This window comes from Verrucomicrobiia bacterium, assembly GCA_035946615.1.
GTDB lineage: Bacteria > Verrucomicrobiota > Verrucomicrobiia > Limisphaerales > UBA8199 > DASYZB01.
Genome location: DASYZB010000124.1, coordinates 1 through 16,264 on the forward strand (window position 1 = coordinate 1; position 16,264 = coordinate 16,264).

Genomic DNA, 16,264 nt, shown 5'->3' on the forward strand with positions numbered 1-16,264 from the left:
ACCGAGGGGCTGAACTCGAAAATCCAGAGTCTCAAGTCCGCTGCCCGAGGCTTTCGCAACTTTCACAACTACCGGATTCGTATCCTGTTCTTCTGCGGAAAGCTCAATCTCTACCCACTATGATCCCCGTAGAAACCATTATAAAGGAAAGTGGTGGAAACCCCACGCGACAACGCCTACAACGCATCTTCTTAAAACGCAGATTGGAACGCTGCAGAACGGCATCGACCTCTCAAACAGCGTTGAGAACGAATATTACTGCCTGAAACTCATGGCCGCTTTCGGGCTTCCCACGGCAAAGGCGAAAATGAACGTGTTCGGAAAGACCGTGGCGCTGGTCATCGAACGGTTTGACCGGAGGTGGACGGATGACGGTCGGCTGTTACGTCTTCCACAGGAAGACTTTTGCCAGGCGCTTTCCTGCCCACCGGGCCTGAAATATCAGAATCACGGGGGCCCGGGCATAGTCGAGGGGCTTAACCTGCTGGGAAGCGATACGCCGGCTGAAGATCAGAAGGCGTTTTTGAAGGCGCAGGTGCTGTTTTGGCTGATTGGGGCTACGGATGGCCATGCCAAGAATTTCAGCATCTTCTTGGGCCGAGGCGGCCGACTTATGCTCACGCCGGTGTACGATGTGTTAACCGCGCAGCCGAGCCTCGTCACCCGGCAAATCGAGCGCAAGCAGATGAAACTGGCAATGTTCGCGGGCGATAGCCGACATTATCGTCTAGATGAGATCAAGGGGCGGCATTTCATCCAAACCACTGAACGAGCGGGTTTGCCTGCGTCGCTTGCAAAAGAAGTGTTGGCGGAGGTCGCCCAGGCCACTGATGCGGCGATTACGACCCTAGAAAAGCAGCTTCCACGTGGGTTTCCCGAGTACATCCACGAGGCAGTGAAAGCTGGTTTGACAAAGCGACTGAAGCGCCTCTGACGAATAGTATCCCAGTGAGGTCGGCCAAAAGGACCGGGTCGGTTCGAAAATGTGCTTTTAAGGGTTTGAGATTCCCCACCAGGCGCAAATAATTTTCGGCGTACTCGCTTGCTGGAAATCACGTCGGAGCGCAGGCAGCTTAACGCCTACAGCAAGGGCGGCCTCAGCGGCGGCGTTGCAGGCGAAAAGACATCATATTCAGGACCATATTGTGAGAGGTAGTAATCCGCATCAACTTTGTAGAGCGGGCTTCCTGGCTGTTCTCGAACCACCGCGCTGGCATACTCAATGGTCTGATTTCTGCGTTCGACCGCTCTCTTATCCGGTATCGCACCCCAAGGCATTAAGAATGCTTTGGTCTTCCCTGAGATAGTGTGCTTCTCAGCGGCGGCACCACAAATTACCCCAACACGTGCGAGAATCGCTCTGAACGCCGAAAGGTCACCCGGAATGCTCACCTCGAAAGTTTCGCCTTCCGAAAGCGTGACTACCAGCCGTCCGGCAGGAGTTGGCTTAATGTCTATTCTCGGCGCTTTTGTCGCCGCGACCAAGATTTGGTCCACAACAGGCACGACGGTCTCAGAATTCCGCTCAAACATCTCGAATGCTTGAACGAGGATTTCCTTCGCAGTTTGCGGGGGACTTTTCTGCGCGGTCTTGTCGCGCAGAATTTCGCCCAACTTGTACCGCTCGCTCTTGTGTTCGGTGTCGCGGGCCGACATTCGGTGCGCCTCGTCCACTATTACCAAGTCCCATTCGTCGGCTTGGCGCAAGCTCGGCACGATTTCATCCCGTTTGGCCAAGTCCATGGACGTGATGATTTGCGGCTTATCGTTCCAAAGATTGACGCCGTACTGGACCCGCAGGTCGCCTCGGAGGATGTGAAATTGCTCCTGAAACCGGTCGGCCATTTCACGCTGGCACTGGAAAGGGAGATTTGCCGGACAGATGATGAGCACGCGCTCCGCCAGTCCGCGCAGCTTCAGTTCTTTTAGCAGAAGGCCGGCCATGATGGTTTTTCTTGCGCCTGCATCGTCGGCCAGCAGGAAGCGGACGCGGGCCGACTTCAGTAGATGATTGTATCCCGCATCTAACTGATGCGGCAGCGGGTCAACTCGCGAAATGGAAAGGCCGAAGAACGGGTCTTACTCCTGTGCCAGCGAGATGCGGAGGGCTTCGAGTCCCAGCTTGAACAGGCGCGACTTTCCACCAAACCTGCTTCTTTGCGCTCAATCTGGATGGAGCCAAGGTCGGATTTGGTCAGCGTAACGCCGCCACGGAATGTGCTGCTGCGCATGCCAACCAAATTGACCAGAACAAATCCATCCCCGCCAGTGGGGTTCCCAACAACCCGCATCGTCTCGCAAGAGAACCGGATAGGGCGCATTCTGGAACTTGCGCTAGCCTGCTTTCCTCACCGGTACTGCTGCCACTCCGGTTCGTTCTCGAATAGCCAGCGGTAATAATCCCTTTCTTTGAGATTGGCGGCGGCCTCCTCATCAACAAGCACCGTGCAGCGCGGATGGAGTTGGAGGGCGGTAGCCGTCACCATGCTGGTAATGGGGCCTTCCACCGCCTGGGCAATCACTTCGGCTTTGCTGGCGCCAGTGGCCAGGAGCAAACAACGCCGCGCCTCGATAATCGTGCCCACCCCCATGGTGATGGCGCGTCGGGGGACGTTTTGCTCGCCGCCGAAGGATGGCGCATTCTGCTTGAGCGTGGTGGGCGTGAGCGCTTTGACCCGTGTGCGCGAGCGCAGGGCCGAAAGGGGTTCGTTAAAGCCGATGTGGCCGGCCTTGCCGATGCCCAGGAGCTGAAGGTCGATACCGCCAAAGCGCTGGATGAGGGCTTCATACTGCCGGCACTCGGCGTCGAGGTCGTTGGCCAGGCCATTGGGCAGATGTGTATTCTTCGGGTCGATATTGACCAGCCCGAACAGGTGATGGTCCATGTAATGCCGGTATGAATTGGGGTCGGAAGGGAGCAGGCCCACATACTCATCCAGGTTGAACGTGCTGCAGAGCGAGAAATCGAGCTTCTCCTCCCGATGCAACCGCACCAGGTTGCGATAGACCTGCTCCATGGTCTTGCCGGTGGCCAAACCCAAAACCAGGTGCGGATTGGAGCGAAGTTCGCGGCCCAGTATCCGCGCCACCAGCGCCGCCGCGGTTTCCTTATTAGGCTGGATGATGACTTCCACGGTTGCAACTGAACCAGCACCATTTAGGCCAAGCCGAATTCCTTCCGGTTCTGTTCGCAGGAGACCAGCACGGGACGGCCCGCGACAGCGGCCTTCAAGAGGGCCTGCTCATCAGCGGGGCTCGTTAAGGGAAGGGCAACCTGGCCGCCCTGGGCGGCGCTGCGTTGCATGGCCAGCATGATCTCAGCGCCCAGAGAGGCATGAGCAAAATTGCACGAATGCGGTTTTCCCCCATCCAGCCAATCCGCCATCTCCTGGATGTAGGGCGGCATATCCAGCTCGTAATTCATCGCCCCCTCGCCGGTCTGGTAGCCGCCCGCTTTGGTCACCGCCCGCCAGCCGCCGTTGGTGAGGACTTCCGCAAACCCCTCGGTTCCCTGGGCGCCCATCCGGTTTTTGCCCCACCACTTGCCGGCCTCGGGTTGATCGGGAGCGCCCGCGCCGCACTCGTAAACCCCGCGAACGCCATTGGCGAATTGAACGAACCCGGCGATGTAATCGGGCGAGGGATGATTATCGCTGAACTTGGCGCCGCCTGCGGCCTGGGCCATCGCCCAAATGGCCGGGGTGTATTCGTTGAACCAGCAGGTGTAATCGATCAGGTGCGAGAGCATGTGCGTCATCCAGCCGGTAGCTGTGCCATAGACCGTATGCACCCGCCCCAGCGCGCCGCTCGCAACGGTCTCTTTGACGCTCCGATAATGCTTGCCGTAGCGGTGCTGATGACTGACCACCGCCTTGACGCCCGATTTTTTCAAAAGGTCGCGAATTCCAAACAGCTCCGCGCTGGTCAGCGCAGCCGGCTTCTCGAATGCAACCAGCTTTGCGCCCCCCTCGATGGCCGCCTGGATGAATGGCGTGCGCAGGTGCGGGAGCGTGCAAAAGCAAAAGACATCCGGCCTGAGGGCCTTGGCCAGCCCCATGGCATCAGAACCCTTTTGGGGGCCGCCGAGTTTGGCAGCCGCCTCGTCCAGGCGCTTGGGGTCGATGTCGCAGATGCCGGCAACCTGGAACCGGGGATTGGCATTGAAAGCCGTGGCGTGATGCATGCCGCGTTTTCCCATGCCCACAACCACAACGGAGTATTTGGACATAAAATAAAAGAACCTATGAGCCGCCGGTTCGTGAGTGGAACGGATGTGGGGGGAAAGGGGCTTCCTCTCCCCAACGCTGACATCAGGCTGCCTGCGCGACCTTGTCCCGCTCCGGGGCCGAAGTAGTCTGCTTGTCCCATTCCTTCACCTTGGCGATGACGTAATCGACTTCCTCGGCGTTTAGTTCAGGAAACATGGGCAGGCTGATGCAGGTGGCCGCGTTGCGCTCGGAGTTGGCCAGCGACCCGGCGATGCGGGCGCCTTTGCCCCAGGGGTAACCGGCTTGCTGATGAATGGCTATCGAGTAGTGGGTCTTGGCATCAATCTGGTTCTTGACCAGGAAATCCACCAGCGCGTCGCGCCACTCGGGTTTCTTTGTCTCGATGACATACAGATGGAACACATGCCGGTTGCCGTGCAATTCAACCGGCAGCTCGAATGTCTTGCAGCCCTTCAGCCCGGTCGTGTAGCGCGCCGCCCACTGCCGGCGCAAGTCGTTCCAGGCATCGATGTGCTTGAGCTTGGCGCTGAGAATCCCCGCGTGCAAATCATCCAGGCGGCTGTTGAAACCGTAGCTGTGAACGTTGCGCGCGTTCGAACCATGATTACGCAGCTTGCGCACCTTGGCGTCCAGCTCCGCGTTATTCGTCACAATCGCCCCGCTGTCGCCGAATGTGCCGAGGTTCTTTTGAATGATGAAACTCGTGGTAGCGGCATCGCTAAGCTGGCCAACCTTGAAGTTCGGGCCGTGCGAGCCTATTCCCTGGGCATTATCTTCAATCAACTTGAGGTGATGTTTATCGGCAATCTTCTTGAGCGCCACCATATCAGCGCATTGGCCGTAGAGGTGGACCGGGATGATGGCTTTGGTTTTGGGCGTAATGGCGGCCTCAACTTTGGCCGGGTCGATGCACTTGGTGCGCGGGTCGCAATCGACGAACACAGCCGTGGCCCCGGCAATCCAGACCGCCGCGGCGGTGGCAAAAAAAGTATTGGGATGGGTGATGACCTCGTCGCCCGGCCCAATGCCCAGGGCCATCAAAGCCAGCCAAATCGCATCGGTGCCGTTGCCCACGCCAATGGCGAATTGCGTCCCGTGATACGCCGCCAGCTCGCCCTCGAACTTCTTGAGCATCGGCCCCATAACATATTGGCCGCTCTCCAGGACGGTCTGGATGTTCTTATCGATCTCGGGCTTAATATTGTGGTACTGGCGAATGTGACCGTAAAATTCAACTTTCATGCCGCGAGACGGTATCGGAGCAACCGGTTTAGACAAGCCATTTTTCTCCGGCCTTTGGTCTTGCCAGCACTTGAGTTGAGGCCATAGTGGTGAGCCAGGATGGGCGCTTGGCGCAGTGGTTAGCGCGTCTCGTTTACACCGAGTAGGTCGGGGGTTCGAATCCCTCAGCGCCCACCATTCCAGCTCAAGATTTGAGCAGCAGCTTCGCCTTTCCGGAGCCCCGGAGGGGCGGCCTGGTAATAGCCCAGGGCAAGGCCGCCGAGGCCGGCGCCCTGGGTAAAACGCCACCCCACCCAGCCTCTTTTTTTCCTTCCGGTTTGGCGCGCCGCAGGGGCGCCAAACCGTCGAGTGAATCGATCTGGATAGGTTCACGTTCTGTACTTCTTATCGGCATAAATCGCCATGAGTGCCGTTGGCATTGAGAGAGCCGCCGCCAGAAGCGGGCGCACCGCACTGCCATTGCGTTTAAGCGGCTGCGGCGCGAAACGCGATCTCCCTCTCCTCCCTTGGATGAGAGGGTCGGGTAGAGGAGGCTCCACTCGCTGCACCCGCCAGTGAAATTCTTAAGCGTCACCAGCGAACAGCCCCCTCTCCCTTAACCCTCTCCCCGCAGACGGGGAGAGGGAACCTGGCAGTGCGCGCAATCAGTGTGGGGTGGTCGGTGGTCGCCAGGCTCTCACTCGCTCTCCTCAAGCACTCGGGGCGGCGCTCCGAAGCAGTCTGCGCGCCGCTCGCAGAGGGGTGAATACCCCGATGGCGCTTGGCGCCTGGCAAGGAGAGGTTTGCGCGTTCGCGGGCGCCCTGCGCCTGGCCCAAAGGAGGGCAATAGTTTTCCGGCTCAACATTTCATGCTGGGAGAAGTATCTGCTGGTCCGGTCATGAATCCGCTGAACAGGCAAAAAACCGTGCTGGTGATCGAAGACAGCCCGGATGACGCAGCCATCCTTCAGATGGCCGCGCGAAAGATTTGTCCGGAGGTGTGCTTTGTTTTCGCCGAGGGCGCCGCAGAGGCGATGGATTATTTGAAACGCGCGGAGCAGCGAGCAGAAGGCCCGCTCCGGCCAGACGTGGTCCTTGTCGATATTGGATTGCGGGCGATGGATGGTTTTTCGGTAGTCGAGCAACTCCGAGAGTTGCGGCAGCTTGAGGGGCTGAAAATCCTGATGTGGAGCGGGGGAATAGGTCCCGATTTGCTGGCGCGCGCCATGAAGGCCGGAGCGGATTTGCTGTTGCAAAAGGCGGTTTCATACGACGACCTGGCAGCCGAGGTGAAACGGATTTGCGACATTGCAAGAGAAGTTCCGTAGCCGGAGCCGCAACAGGAGCGATTAGCCGCAAAAGAACGTTTCGGACTTCTCAGTAAGTTTGCTTTGCGTTCTTTGCGTTCTTTTGCGGCTGATCGTTTTGGTTGCGGCTTGCCCGCGCTGCTACGCTCCGTTCAATCCTGTACCCGGTTGTTCTCTCCCAACACAAGTATCTGCGGGGTCCAGGTTTTGGCGGCGGCGCCATCGACCTCGGTAAAGCTCATGATCGTGAGGTGATCTCCGGGTTTGCCCAGATGCGCGGCCGCCCCGTTCAGCACAATTTGGCCGGAGCCCCGTTCGCCCGGGATGGCGTAGGTTTCAAACCGGGCGGCGTTGGCCATGTTGCTGCAGAGGATGCGCTCGTATGGAACGAGACCCACACGGTCCATGAAATTGCGGTCGATGGTGAGGCTGCCTTCATAGTTAAGGTCCCCGCCGGTGACCTGCGCGCGGTGGATTTTGGATTTTAATAAGTGCACCAGCATCGAATCGAATTCTCTCTTTCCAGTTTTACTCTAATTTATCTTCAATTGGATGACAGATGCTTCGGTTCCGAGACGTTATTGAGATTAGGCGGCCGTGGGGCGAACATGCTGAAGGCCAACCCATCGCTCGTAGCGCCCCCGCCATACACAATAAAATAGAAGTAATTCGACACTTTGTCGAATTCCGGCAGGAGAGAGAAATCCGCCCAGTCGCTAAAACCCTGGCTTGGGACAGGCGCGCCCGGATTTGCCGTCGAGAAGGGAGCTTCGGAAAAGACCGGTGAGGGGGCGGAGGGTTTAGGCTGCTGCCGCCAGGCCTCGAAGAGATTGCGCGCGGTCTGGGAGAGGTTTTGATACCCGAAGAGGCTCGAGGAGGGCGTAATGACCTTTTGGGCGGCCTCTGCCAGGCCGCTGGCTTCGCCAAGGGCTTTGCCCTGCTCCTCCGTTGTGCGCAGGTGCTCTTCCAGAATGGAGACATCGGTCGAGAGGGCCAGATAGCCGCTTGTGGCCGCGTAATAAAGCGTTTGAGCCGGCGCCACCCGCGGAGCAACGCCCAGGGGCAGGGCCATCGGTGCCAACGGGGCCGAGTAGATTTTACGGCCCAGGAACTCGCGCGCTTCAGGCGGCGTGCCCGGCTGCTGGCTCATGAAGATCAAAATGCTTTTCATCGACGCGGCCATTTCTTCGGCATTGGGGGACCCGATCAAAATCAGCGAAGGCGGGTGGTCCAGGTCTGCAGGGGCGCTGCTGCGCGGTTTTTTTTTGTAGAAGATGATGTCGTCGCCAACATTGCCCAGGAGGCTCTTGCGCACATCAAAGCCGGGGTCGGTTTGTCTGGCATAGGCATTGGCCGAATCGAGCACAAAATTCAGCGTGCCGATGGCCTGGGGCGAAAGGTCCCCCAGCGCTTGCTCGATAGTGGCCCAGGCCTTGGGGCCATCCATGCGCCAACGCCGAAACTTCACAGCGTCAGCCGGCACAAACGAGGGTGGTTTGGTCTCCTTCGCCGCGCCGGCCAGCAGCTTAAACAGGCCCTGCCGGCTGCTTTCGGGCGCGCCGAAGAAGACCTGGAACAGAGTGCCTTCGGTGGATGGCTGGATGCTGAAGGCGATGGTGTTCAAACCGCTAATGCCGGTGGCTTTGAGGATTCTTTCGGGTTTGATGTCCAATGGGTTTGGCGCCTCGGGGTTGTCTTTCTTTTGGGCAGCAGCAGTCTTCCAAATGTCGATGAACGCTTTTATATTGATCCATCCATAGACAGGTGCATCGCGAAACAGGGCCAGGTGGTTGGCCTGATAGGCGGCCAAATCGTCCAGGGTCGGCAACGACCCGCCGCTCAGCCGCACGACCAGTTTTTCGACGGCTTGCAGAGAATTGCCGGCAATAATCAGCGAATCGGCCTGGCCAATGACCAGCTCACTTTTGGGCTGGGGCTTCTTGGGCGCGTTCTCATCTCCCAACTCCTCGACGGGCGAGGAGCCCGGGAAGAACCTGCGCCACGTCTTTGGAACGTCATTGGTCGAAACCGAAAGCGCCATAAACTCGATGCCGTGGATTCTTTCGATGCGGACAGCTTTGCCGGACTCGGTCCATTTTTGGCGGAGTTGGGCGAGTCTCTTTTTGCTCTGCGCGCTTTTTTCCTTGGTATCGGCCAGGAGCAGCACGCCAGGGGATTGGCCATCCTGTCCTTGCCACCCGTTGCGGGTGAGGGCGAAGGTGAGTTGCCCTTCGAGCAGAGAGGCGTAATCCTTAAGTTCGATAGCGTCCAGGTCTCGCTGGAGCGGCTTGATGAACTGTTCTTGCCATTTGGAGACGAACTTGTCCCGGAAGGGCCTCATGGCGGGGTCATTCCAAAGACGGGCCGGGACAGATTTGGCCCAGAGGTCGCATAGCTTGTCGAAGTCCGGGGCGGTGACCATCAGAAGGGTGTCATCGGGCAGCAGTTTTTCCGGGGATGGCGCCGCAGCGTTTGCGAGCAGTCCAGAGCAGGCGGCCAGCAGCGCGAACCAAACATGGCCATGGCCGCGAAAGAGAAAACGCGGCCGCTTACGGTTGCAGCATGGGCTCATGCGCAGCCTGCGTTGGCTCGATGATCATGGCTTGCCATCTCAGTTTTCCTCAACCGCATTGCGCGCGTGGCTTGGGGGCGAGAGATAGCGGTAGGCGTTGCTTGGGTTGTCACTCGAATAGGCATAGGCTTCGCGATGGTTCAGAAAGTATTTGACCGACTCGATGGGGATGGCAAAGCCCAGCCCCTCGCCGAAGGTGATTTTCATATTCGTAATACCGACCACCTCGCCGCGCAGGTTGAACAACGGGCCACCGCTGTTGCCGGGATTGATCTGGGCCGTGGTCTGCAAATACAACTCCCCTCCCATTGGCCGGGTTTTGGTGCTGAGAATCCCTTCGGTCACCGTTCGCTCCAGCCCTAGCGGGCTGCCGATGGCAAACACCCCTTCACCCACCGAGAGCGCGTCGGCACTGCCCAACAGCACAAATTTGAACCGGGGAGCGCTCTTATCGTCGATCTTGAGCAACGCCATATCTCCGAATTTGTTCACGGCCACTATGCGGACCTGTTTATACACTTTCCTTTCCAACTCGCCATCGCGCTGCAAATAGACCTCGACCGATATCTCCGTTTCCCCCTCGATAACATGGAAGTTGGTTATCAGAAACCCGTCTTCATTGATAATGAACCCGGAACCCAGGCCGCTGGGAGTGCGCACCTGTACAACCGCCTCGCCGATTTGATTGACCAGCTCGCGAACGCTACGCAAAGGCAGGCTCGTCTTCGAGGATGAATAAAAGCTTGAGACGCCTAAGTCGGTTTGCGCGCCGGGGCCGGCTTGGGAATCTGCAGTTATGTTTTGGCCGGCAACTGCTTTGATGATTGGCTGGAACTCGAGTGACTTGGAGATTTTTACGATTTGTGAGCGGGGGATTACCAGGACGGTGTAACCCACATCGACGGCCACCTGGTCGCGTTTTTCGGCGAGAATCTTGCCCATAACGGCGGCTTTGTCCTTGAGTTCAATCGTATCGGCATGGGCCGCCTTGGCGGAGCAAATGGCCAAGAGGCACAGACACAGACAGTTCTTTAGCATGACATGAACAGTAGTGAACGAAAGAGGCTTTGACAAGCGTATCCGGGCCAGATAAGGGTTGACACTGGATTATGGGCTGGGCTCTGCTCTGGAATACGCAGCTTGTTTGGATATAGCCGCCAGCAGAGGGCGATTCCCCTTGGCATGGAGAGCGCTGAAGGCCGAGAGCTCTTGAGCCGAGTGGTTGCCATGCTCGGCAGGTTATGAGGTTCAGCGAGGTGGGCTTTGACGAGTTTCCGACAAAGTTTCCAACAAAGGGAGATGAGATCTGACAGATGAGGGTAAGCATGGGTAAGCATGTCACCTCAGCATTCATGCCAAGCAGTGAGGCCTCTAACAAAACCCCCTCCCTGCTTTCAGGGAGGGGGTGGCTCAGGCTAAAACTTGCGTCCGTTCGGCGACTACCCAAGGCGCGTTACGGAGAAGTCAAAACCCGATAGAACTGTTGCACGTTTTGGCGTGTGGGTGTGACGTAGCTGATGGCCTGGCCCGTGCCGGCAATCGGGGCGCCTACGTCCTGCCAGCCCTCGCTGAGCGAGGAGATGGACTGGATTTGATAGGTCTTGCCGGCTTCGGTGTTAAAGGCCACTTCAGCAGCGGTGTATATCTGAACGGCATTGGTGCCACCAATCGGATTGATCAGCGAGTTGCCGTTGGCCCAAACTACGCCCCCGGGGATAGTAATGCCGGGCTTGGTTGGGTCGAGGCCCAGGGCATATTTCAGCCAGTTTGGCACGCCGTCGCCAGCCGGGGTGGCATTGGGCAGAGCGTTGAGGTTGGTGGTCGAGCCAAAGTACTGGATCACCCACGCATCGGGTAAACCGCCAGGCTGCGAAACGCCGGTCAAGTTAGCAATGGATGCCTTGAGCAGCCCCGCAGCATAAGCGGTGTTGTGGATGCCAAGGCTGCCGTCGTTTTTGACGAATTGCCAGTTGTAAGAGGCTTCCAATTGAGGCCGCGTCCAGGTCGAGTCGATGGCGAGGGAAGATTTGACCTGGCCGACTGGCGGCAGGTAGGTCGAGAGCTGATCCAGCAGGTGCTGGATTTCGGTTTGCACACCTTCGATGACACCGTCCCCATTATAGTCCTGGAGCGGGAAGTCAAAGGTGGTGGTGATAGTGGTTCCATGACAGCCCTGGCAGGCCGCCGTCAGGTCGGTGCTGTTAGTGGCAGTGTCCCAAGCAGGCAAGAAGGTGTGGCCGCCGGCATGGAGGAAGGTCGGATCGGTGCTAGCCACGGTTTGCATGTGACAGGTAACGCAAGCATTGGTCACCGCGTCGCGGTGTGCCGAGCTGGGAATGGCCTTTCCGTAGGTAAAGCCGTTGGCGCCTTCCAACATGTCCGCCTGCGGCCCATGATGCGGGCCGAAATAGGGGCTGCCAGCGGCGGTGGCGGCGTAAGTGGTGGCATTCTGGCGGGCATGATGGCACTCCATGCACAGGAGACCCTCGCCGGCGTTCGTAATAACCGTGCCATCCATGAGGGCCACAGGGGTCAAGGCGCGAATCAGGTGTACATTGTTCGTTGGTATGGTTTGGCCATGAGGTTCATGGCAGGTCTGGCAGCCAATGGCGGCATAGGCGGTGTTGGTGACCGATTGCCCTTCAATCCGGGCGATGAAGCCGTTCGCCGTATGGCAGATAACGCACCCCTCACGTCCTGGTCCGGATGGGTCGCGCGTGGTGATAGCATGCATTGAGCTGTACCATTCAGTCCCTTTAATGTGGTGAGTGGGGGCGTCGTGGCATTGGTTGCAATCGCCCGAGGCAACGGTGCGGGTAATGAAATTGGTATTGCCGAGCGAATAGGCATGCTGGCTGCCGGGGCCGTGGCAGTTTTCGCACTGGATATTCGCAACGTTTTGAAGGGCTGCTGGCATCGCCGCAAAGTTCCCATTCGTCAAAACAGTTGGGAAAACCCACCCGGTTTGGGTGGCTACGTCATCAAAACCGCCATTCACTGCGTTGGTGTTTGAGTCGTAACCAACTGTATGGCATTGGAGACAAGACGAGCTGTAATGGCCAAGAAGCCCATCGATGCCGTCGGTGAAGATGTGCGAGTGAGCAGTGGTTTGCCAGGATTGGACCATGTCCTTGGCGATGGCGCCGCCGCTATGACAAAGGGCGCAGGTATTGACGCCCATATACGTGCCTGCAGTGATGGTCACAGCCACATTGGTCGTCCCTTCGCTGGCGGTGGTGATAGTTGCCAGCACGGTGTATTGGCCTGCCATGTCGGGGCGCAGAAGCTGCCGTCCCGCAACCTGGTAAACGACCCGGTCAGCGGGTTCATAGACCGGGATGTTGCTTCCCAACGGGCTGGCGGTCAGGGCGGCTTGTGATCCCACGGGCGTGTTGGTTAATGCCCAGGAAACCCCGACAATATCAGCAGCAGGGATGGCGATATTGATTTCAGCCTCCAGATAGACGGGTGTGCCAACCCCAACGGTTGTTATGCCGCCTGAGACTTCGAGAGTACCGGGCAGTCCATAGGCGGTTTTGTCACCCGGTGTGACCGGGCGGAGCACAATTTGGCCTTGAAGGGCGGGTGTCGCGGCCTTCACCGCGCTCACCGCGGCCATGCAGGCCAGCGCAATTGCCAATAGGCAAGTTGTCGCTTTGGGGATCGATTTTATTTTCATATTAGCATTGAGGGTTAGAGGTTCCCTGCCACACAGGGCGGCGGAGAACCGGGGGACTCGAACTGCAGGGTTTGAGGGATGGTTGCGTTAAGGCAGCGACGGGGCGGATGAGGGCCGACCGAATCGTTTGGGGCGTCTCTGCCCTTGACGTTTCGGTTTGCCATCCTGGGATGGGGGTTGTGGTTTGATACATTGAACAGATGCCTTTGTTTATTGAGGCAATTGGCCAGCACGGCACCAGCCGGATGCCGCTGTGCCCAACAGGCCGCACGTGCGACAGCCTGTGCTCCAACGAAAGGCCGCCCCGGCCGCTACCTCGCGTCCGGTCCCTTCGCCGAAATTGTGTTTCGTGCTCATGGTTTTCAACCCTGGCAAGTGACCGCGCCCGCAACGGTCCAAGCCGATTCCCGGGGAAGGCGCGGTGTGAAAAGGCGCTCTGCCGGCGGAGCGAAACGGGCCATCAAGCCCAGTGAGCGCTGAGCAATGATGTCGCGGCAGCCGGCCAGTTCCTGCTCGCGCAGGCGGAGGTTTTCGCGCACGATGCTTTCCAGGTGGTCCACGTTGTAGAGAAAAACGTTATCGAGTTGCTGCACGTCGGCGTCGATGTCGCGCGGCACGGCGATGTCGATTAAGAACAGCGGGCGATTGCGGCGGGCTGGCATGATCGCCGCCAAATCTTCCCGATGAAGAATCGTATCCGGACACCCCGTCGAGCTCACGACGATGTCCGCCTCAACCAAGGCGGAGGGAAAATCCTCGAACAGGACGGCCCGCCCGCCGAATTCCTGGGCCAGGCGCGCCGCGCGCTCGAAAGAACGATTCGCGACCAAAACAGCATGGGCGGCTTTCTTAGCCAGATGGCGGACGCAGGCCTCGCCCATTTTGCCTGCCCCGATGATCATGACCGTTTTTTGGGAGAGGTCGCGGTCGAAAATGCGCTCGGCCAATTCGACTGCCACGCTGCCAACGGAGGTGGACCCTCGCCCGATGCCGGTTTGGGTGCGAATCTCCTTGGCGGTCTGCAGGGCGGTCTGGAAGAGACGGTTGGTAACTTTGCCGGTCAACTTTGCTTCCTGGGCCGCTTGATAGGCCTGTTTGACCTGGCCCGTAATCTCTGTCTCGCCAAGGACCATCGAGTCCAAACCGCCGGCGACCGAAAAGAGATGGGCTATGGCCTCGACGCCTTCCTTAAAGTACAAGTAACGCGAGAAATCGAACTGGTTGCCGGCGATTTGTTCAAAGAGGCGGCCAGGATCGACCGAGAGGCGCTCCGTCACTCCATAAATTTCAACGCGGTTGCAGGTGGAGACCAGAACCACCTCCGAAAGGGCGCCCCCCAGCTTGAGGCGGCAGCCATAACAACGCAGGCGCGAGGTTTGTACTGCCAGCTTCTCGCGAACTTCGACCGGAGCGGTTTTGTAGCTTAATCCAGCAACGAAGAGTCTCATACGCGGCGTTTGGACTAACCCGATTTTGCGATTGGCTGCGCTAATTCAAGTGATCGGTTGCGATTCACGTGCTAACGCTACCGGTAAGGCTGGATGCTGCTCTTCCTCCATTGCCATTTTTCGTACATTTCTTGCAAATGGCGAACAATCCATGGAGATGTGACACTAATAGAAAGCTTAGAGTAGAATTGTAATTACTTATGCATCTCGCTTGAGCTGGGCCGAGTGGTTGGCGCGGTCAGAAGGTTCTGAGGTTCAGCGAGGTTGGGTTTTGACAAAGTTTCCGACAAAGGGAGAAGAGATTGCTATGAAAATGTCACAAACTCCACATCCGAAGAAGGAAGAAACGCGCATCCGAAGAATCCTGTCGTGCGCCCGTTGCCTGTCGTTGCCTGCAAAATTCAAGATTGGGGCTGGACTTTTGAGGGGATTAGTGTAAACAGAACTGCGCTAATTGAAAGATTATATTAGATGACTATGAGAATTGGATTAAGAACTGTTCTAGCCGCCGGACTGGGCGTTGCCCTGGTGCAGTGGCCTTCGCGGGCACAAGACAAAACGGCGTTGAAAGATGATCGAGAGAAAGCCAGCTACGGCGTGGGGATGTATTTCGGCAACCAGATCAAACGCAGCAACATGGATTTGGATTTGGACACGGTGATGAGCGCCGTCAAGGACGTCATTGCCGGGCATGAGACGAAGCTGACGGATGCGGAGCAGCAAAAAGCCATTCGGACTTACGAGGTGGCTTCGCAGAAGAAAATAGCTGAGAAGAACAAGAAAGAAGGGGAGGAGTTTCTTGCGGAGAACAAGACGAAAGCTGGTGTGAAAACAGCCGAGGTCAAGCTCCGGAACGGTTCCACTGCCGAGATGCAGTATAAAGTGATTACGGAGGGCACCGGGTCGACCCCCCAAAGCAACGACGTGGTGGAAGTGAATTACCGCGGCACATTGATTAATGGCAAGGAATTCGACAACTCGGCCAAACGCGGCGGGCAACCAGCCACTTTCCCGGTGACTCGCGTGATTCCAGGCTGGACAGCCGCGCTTGAGATGATGAAGGTCGGGTCAAAATGGGATCTGTATCTACCCTCGGACCTGGCTTATGGCGATTCGGGCAATCCCCGCAGCAATCCGCCGATTGAACCGGGCTCCACCCTAATTTTCGAGATGGAGTTGGTGGGGATTCAAGCCCCTCCGGCGCATCCGGCTCCGCAACAGCCACTGACCAGCGATATCATCAAGGTGCCCTCCGCCGAGGAACTCAAGAAAGGGGCAAAAATCGAGGTGATTAAGCCCGAAGAGGCAGCCAAGCTGGCGCAACAGGGCCAAACCAATAACGCAACGAAGAAGTAAGGGACCGGCATCATCCGGCCTTGGTTCCTAATCGCCCTGCCGAGAGAGAGTCGGCAGGGCGTTTTTATTGCGGGAGGCGGTCTAATTAACACCGGGGCTTCAGCCCTGTGGTGCGCGGCCCCGGCGAGGATTCGAGCCGTTTCAACGGCTTCTGGGCCCGGGCGGCAAACTGTTGAAACAGTTCAAACGCATAAATGAGTCCGTTCACCGGGCTAAAGCCGCGGTGTTAATGATAGCCCACGCGCGGGTGTAAAATATCCAGGCTAAGAGCGTGTTTTAAAAATGCTGATTTTCCACTTTAACGTTATTGCACAACTGACATTTTGGCGCTAATTTATGGGAGGTTATTGGAGGTTCAGACCTTAGTTTTCCGCAGTGTTGCGCGGTTTTGCTGCTTTCAAGAGCTTTCCAACTCACAGGAGCGGTCCTCTGGGTGACTTTAAAATACCTTC

General features: G+C 57.8%; 14 protein-coding genes and 1 tRNA gene. 5 read left to right on the forward strand and 10 right to left on the reverse strand.

Going from position 1 to position 16,264, the window contains the following annotated elements; genetic code table 11:
* Both VG146_18245 and VG146_18250 read left to right on the forward strand, forming a co-directional pair.
* On the forward strand, positions 1 to 123 hold a 123-nt coding region (locus tag VG146_18245; GenBank protein ID HEV2394296.1), incomplete at its 5' end, for a transposase.
* A complete protein-coding gene (locus VG146_18250) occupies positions 107 to 934 on the forward strand; it encodes a HipA domain-containing protein (GenBank protein HEV2394297.1) in 828 nt (275 codons plus the stop codon). The genes VG146_18245 and VG146_18250, both read left to right, overlap by 17 nt.
* Positions 935 to 1,080: 146 nt before the next feature.
* Here the strand turns inward: VG146_18250 and VG146_18255 are convergent, their stop codons facing one another.
* The 4 genes from VG146_18255 to VG146_18270 form a co-directional block, all read right to left on the reverse strand.
* Positions 1,081 to 2,058, reverse strand: coding sequence for a DEAD/DEAH box helicase (locus VG146_18255; protein HEV2394298.1), 978 nt, complete (start codon positions 2,056 to 2,058; stop codon positions 1,081 to 1,083).
* 290 nt (positions 2,059 to 2,348) lie between these two features.
* Complete coding sequence (nagB, locus tag VG146_18260; protein ID HEV2394299.1) at positions 2,349 to 3,134, reverse strand: glucosamine-6-phosphate deaminase; 786 nt, start codon at positions 3,132 to 3,134, stop codon at positions 2,349 to 2,351.
* A gap of 23 nt (positions 3,135 to 3,157) precedes the next feature.
* The gene (locus tag VG146_18265; GenBank protein ID HEV2394300.1) at positions 3,158 to 4,228 is read right to left on the reverse strand and encodes a Gfo/Idh/MocA family oxidoreductase; all 1,071 of its coding nucleotides are present in this window, start codon (positions 4,226 to 4,228) and stop codon (positions 3,158 to 3,160) included.
* An 82-nt stretch (positions 4,229 to 4,310) separates the two neighbouring features.
* Entirely contained in the window at positions 4,311 to 5,471 is a 1,161-nt protein-coding gene (locus VG146_18270; protein HEV2394301.1) for a DegT/DnrJ/EryC1/StrS family aminotransferase, read from the reverse strand.
* A 101-nt stretch (positions 5,472 to 5,572) separates the two neighbouring features.
* Here VG146_18270 and VG146_18275 point away from each other — a divergent pair.
* Positions 5,573 to 5,648, forward strand: a tRNA-Val gene (locus VG146_18275).
* A gap of 701 nt (positions 5,649 to 6,349) precedes the next feature.
* Positions 6,350 to 6,778: a response regulator gene (locus VG146_18280; protein HEV2394302.1), complete on the forward strand. Its 429-nt coding sequence runs from the start codon at positions 6,350 to 6,352 to the stop codon at positions 6,776 to 6,778.
* A gap of 131 nt (positions 6,779 to 6,909) precedes the next feature.
* Here the strand turns inward: VG146_18280 and panD are convergent, their stop codons facing one another.
* From panD to hemA, 6 genes are all read right to left on the reverse strand, one after another.
* A complete protein-coding gene (panD, locus tag VG146_18285; protein HEV2394303.1) occupies positions 6,910 to 7,260 on the reverse strand; it encodes an aspartate 1-decarboxylase in 351 nt (116 codons plus the stop codon).
* 41 nt (positions 7,261 to 7,301) lie between these two features.
* Positions 7,302 to 9,329 (reverse strand): hypothetical protein, encoded by a 2,028-nt coding sequence (locus tag VG146_18290; protein HEV2394304.1) that lies wholly within the window; start codon positions 9,327 to 9,329, stop codon positions 7,302 to 7,304.
* A 39-nt stretch (positions 9,330 to 9,368) separates the two neighbouring features.
* Entirely contained in the window at positions 9,369 to 10,367 is a 999-nt protein-coding gene (locus VG146_18295) for a trypsin-like peptidase domain-containing protein (protein ID HEV2394305.1), read from the reverse strand.
* A gap of 415 nt (positions 10,368 to 10,782) precedes the next feature.
* The gene (locus tag VG146_18300) at positions 10,783 to 13,008 is read right to left on the reverse strand and encodes a hypothetical protein (GenBank protein HEV2394306.1); all 2,226 of its coding nucleotides are present in this window, start codon (positions 13,006 to 13,008) and stop codon (positions 10,783 to 10,785) included.
* A gap of 210 nt (positions 13,009 to 13,218) precedes the next feature.
* Positions 13,219 to 13,365 carry a hypothetical protein gene (locus VG146_18305; GenBank protein ID HEV2394307.1) on the reverse strand — a complete coding sequence of 49 codons (147 nt, stop codon included), beginning with the start codon at positions 13,363 to 13,365 and terminating at the stop codon, positions 13,219 to 13,221.
* Between the two features lie 5 nt (positions 13,366 to 13,370).
* Positions 13,371 to 14,456: a glutamyl-tRNA reductase gene (gene hemA / locus VG146_18310; GenBank protein HEV2394308.1), complete on the reverse strand. Its 1,086-nt coding sequence runs from the start codon at positions 14,454 to 14,456 to the stop codon at positions 13,371 to 13,373.
* Positions 14,457 to 14,933: 477 nt separating this feature from the next.
* Between hemA and VG146_18315 the strand changes: the two genes are divergently transcribed.
* A complete protein-coding gene (locus tag VG146_18315) occupies positions 14,934 to 15,812 on the forward strand; it encodes an FKBP-type peptidyl-prolyl cis-trans isomerase (GenBank protein HEV2394309.1) in 879 nt (292 codons plus the stop codon).
* The last annotated feature ends 452 nt before the right edge of the window (positions 15,813 to 16,264 follow it).

Excerpts from the sequence above, each read along its gene's own strand:
- VG146_18315 (HEV2394309.1), top strand. The coding sequence starts at position 14,934 with ATGAGAATTGGATTAAGAACTGTTCTAGCCGCCGGACTGGGCGTTGCC.
- VG146_18290 (HEV2394304.1), bottom strand. The coding sequence starts at position 9,329 with ATGAGCCCATGCTGCAACCGTAAGCGGCCGCGTTTTCTCTTTCGCGGC.
- VG146_18270 (HEV2394301.1), bottom strand. The coding sequence starts at position 5,471 with ATGAAAGTTGAATTTTACGGTCACATTCGCCAGTACCACAATATTAAG.
- panD (HEV2394303.1), bottom strand. The coding sequence starts at position 7,260 with ATGCTGGTGCACTTATTAAAATCCAAAATCCACCGCGCGCAGGTCACC.
- VG146_18305 (HEV2394307.1), bottom strand. The coding sequence starts at position 13,365 with ATGAGCACGAAACACAATTTCGGCGAAGGGACCGGACGCGAGGTAGCG.
- hemA (HEV2394308.1), bottom strand. The coding sequence starts at position 14,456 with ATGAGACTCTTCGTTGCTGGATTAAGCTACAAAACCGCTCCGGTCGAA.
- VG146_18265 (HEV2394300.1), bottom strand. The coding sequence starts at position 4,228 with ATGTCCAAATACTCCGTTGTGGTTGTGGGCATGGGAAAACGCGGCATG.
- VG146_18300 (HEV2394306.1), bottom strand. The coding sequence starts at position 13,008 with ATGAAAATAAAATCGATCCCCAAAGCGACAACTTGCCTATTGGCAATT.
- VG146_18295 (HEV2394305.1), bottom strand. The coding sequence starts at position 10,367 with ATGCTAAAGAACTGTCTGTGTCTGTGCCTCTTGGCCATTTGCTCCGCC.
- VG146_18280 (HEV2394302.1), top strand. The coding sequence starts at position 6,350 with ATGAATCCGCTGAACAGGCAAAAAACCGTGCTGGTGATCGAAGACAGC.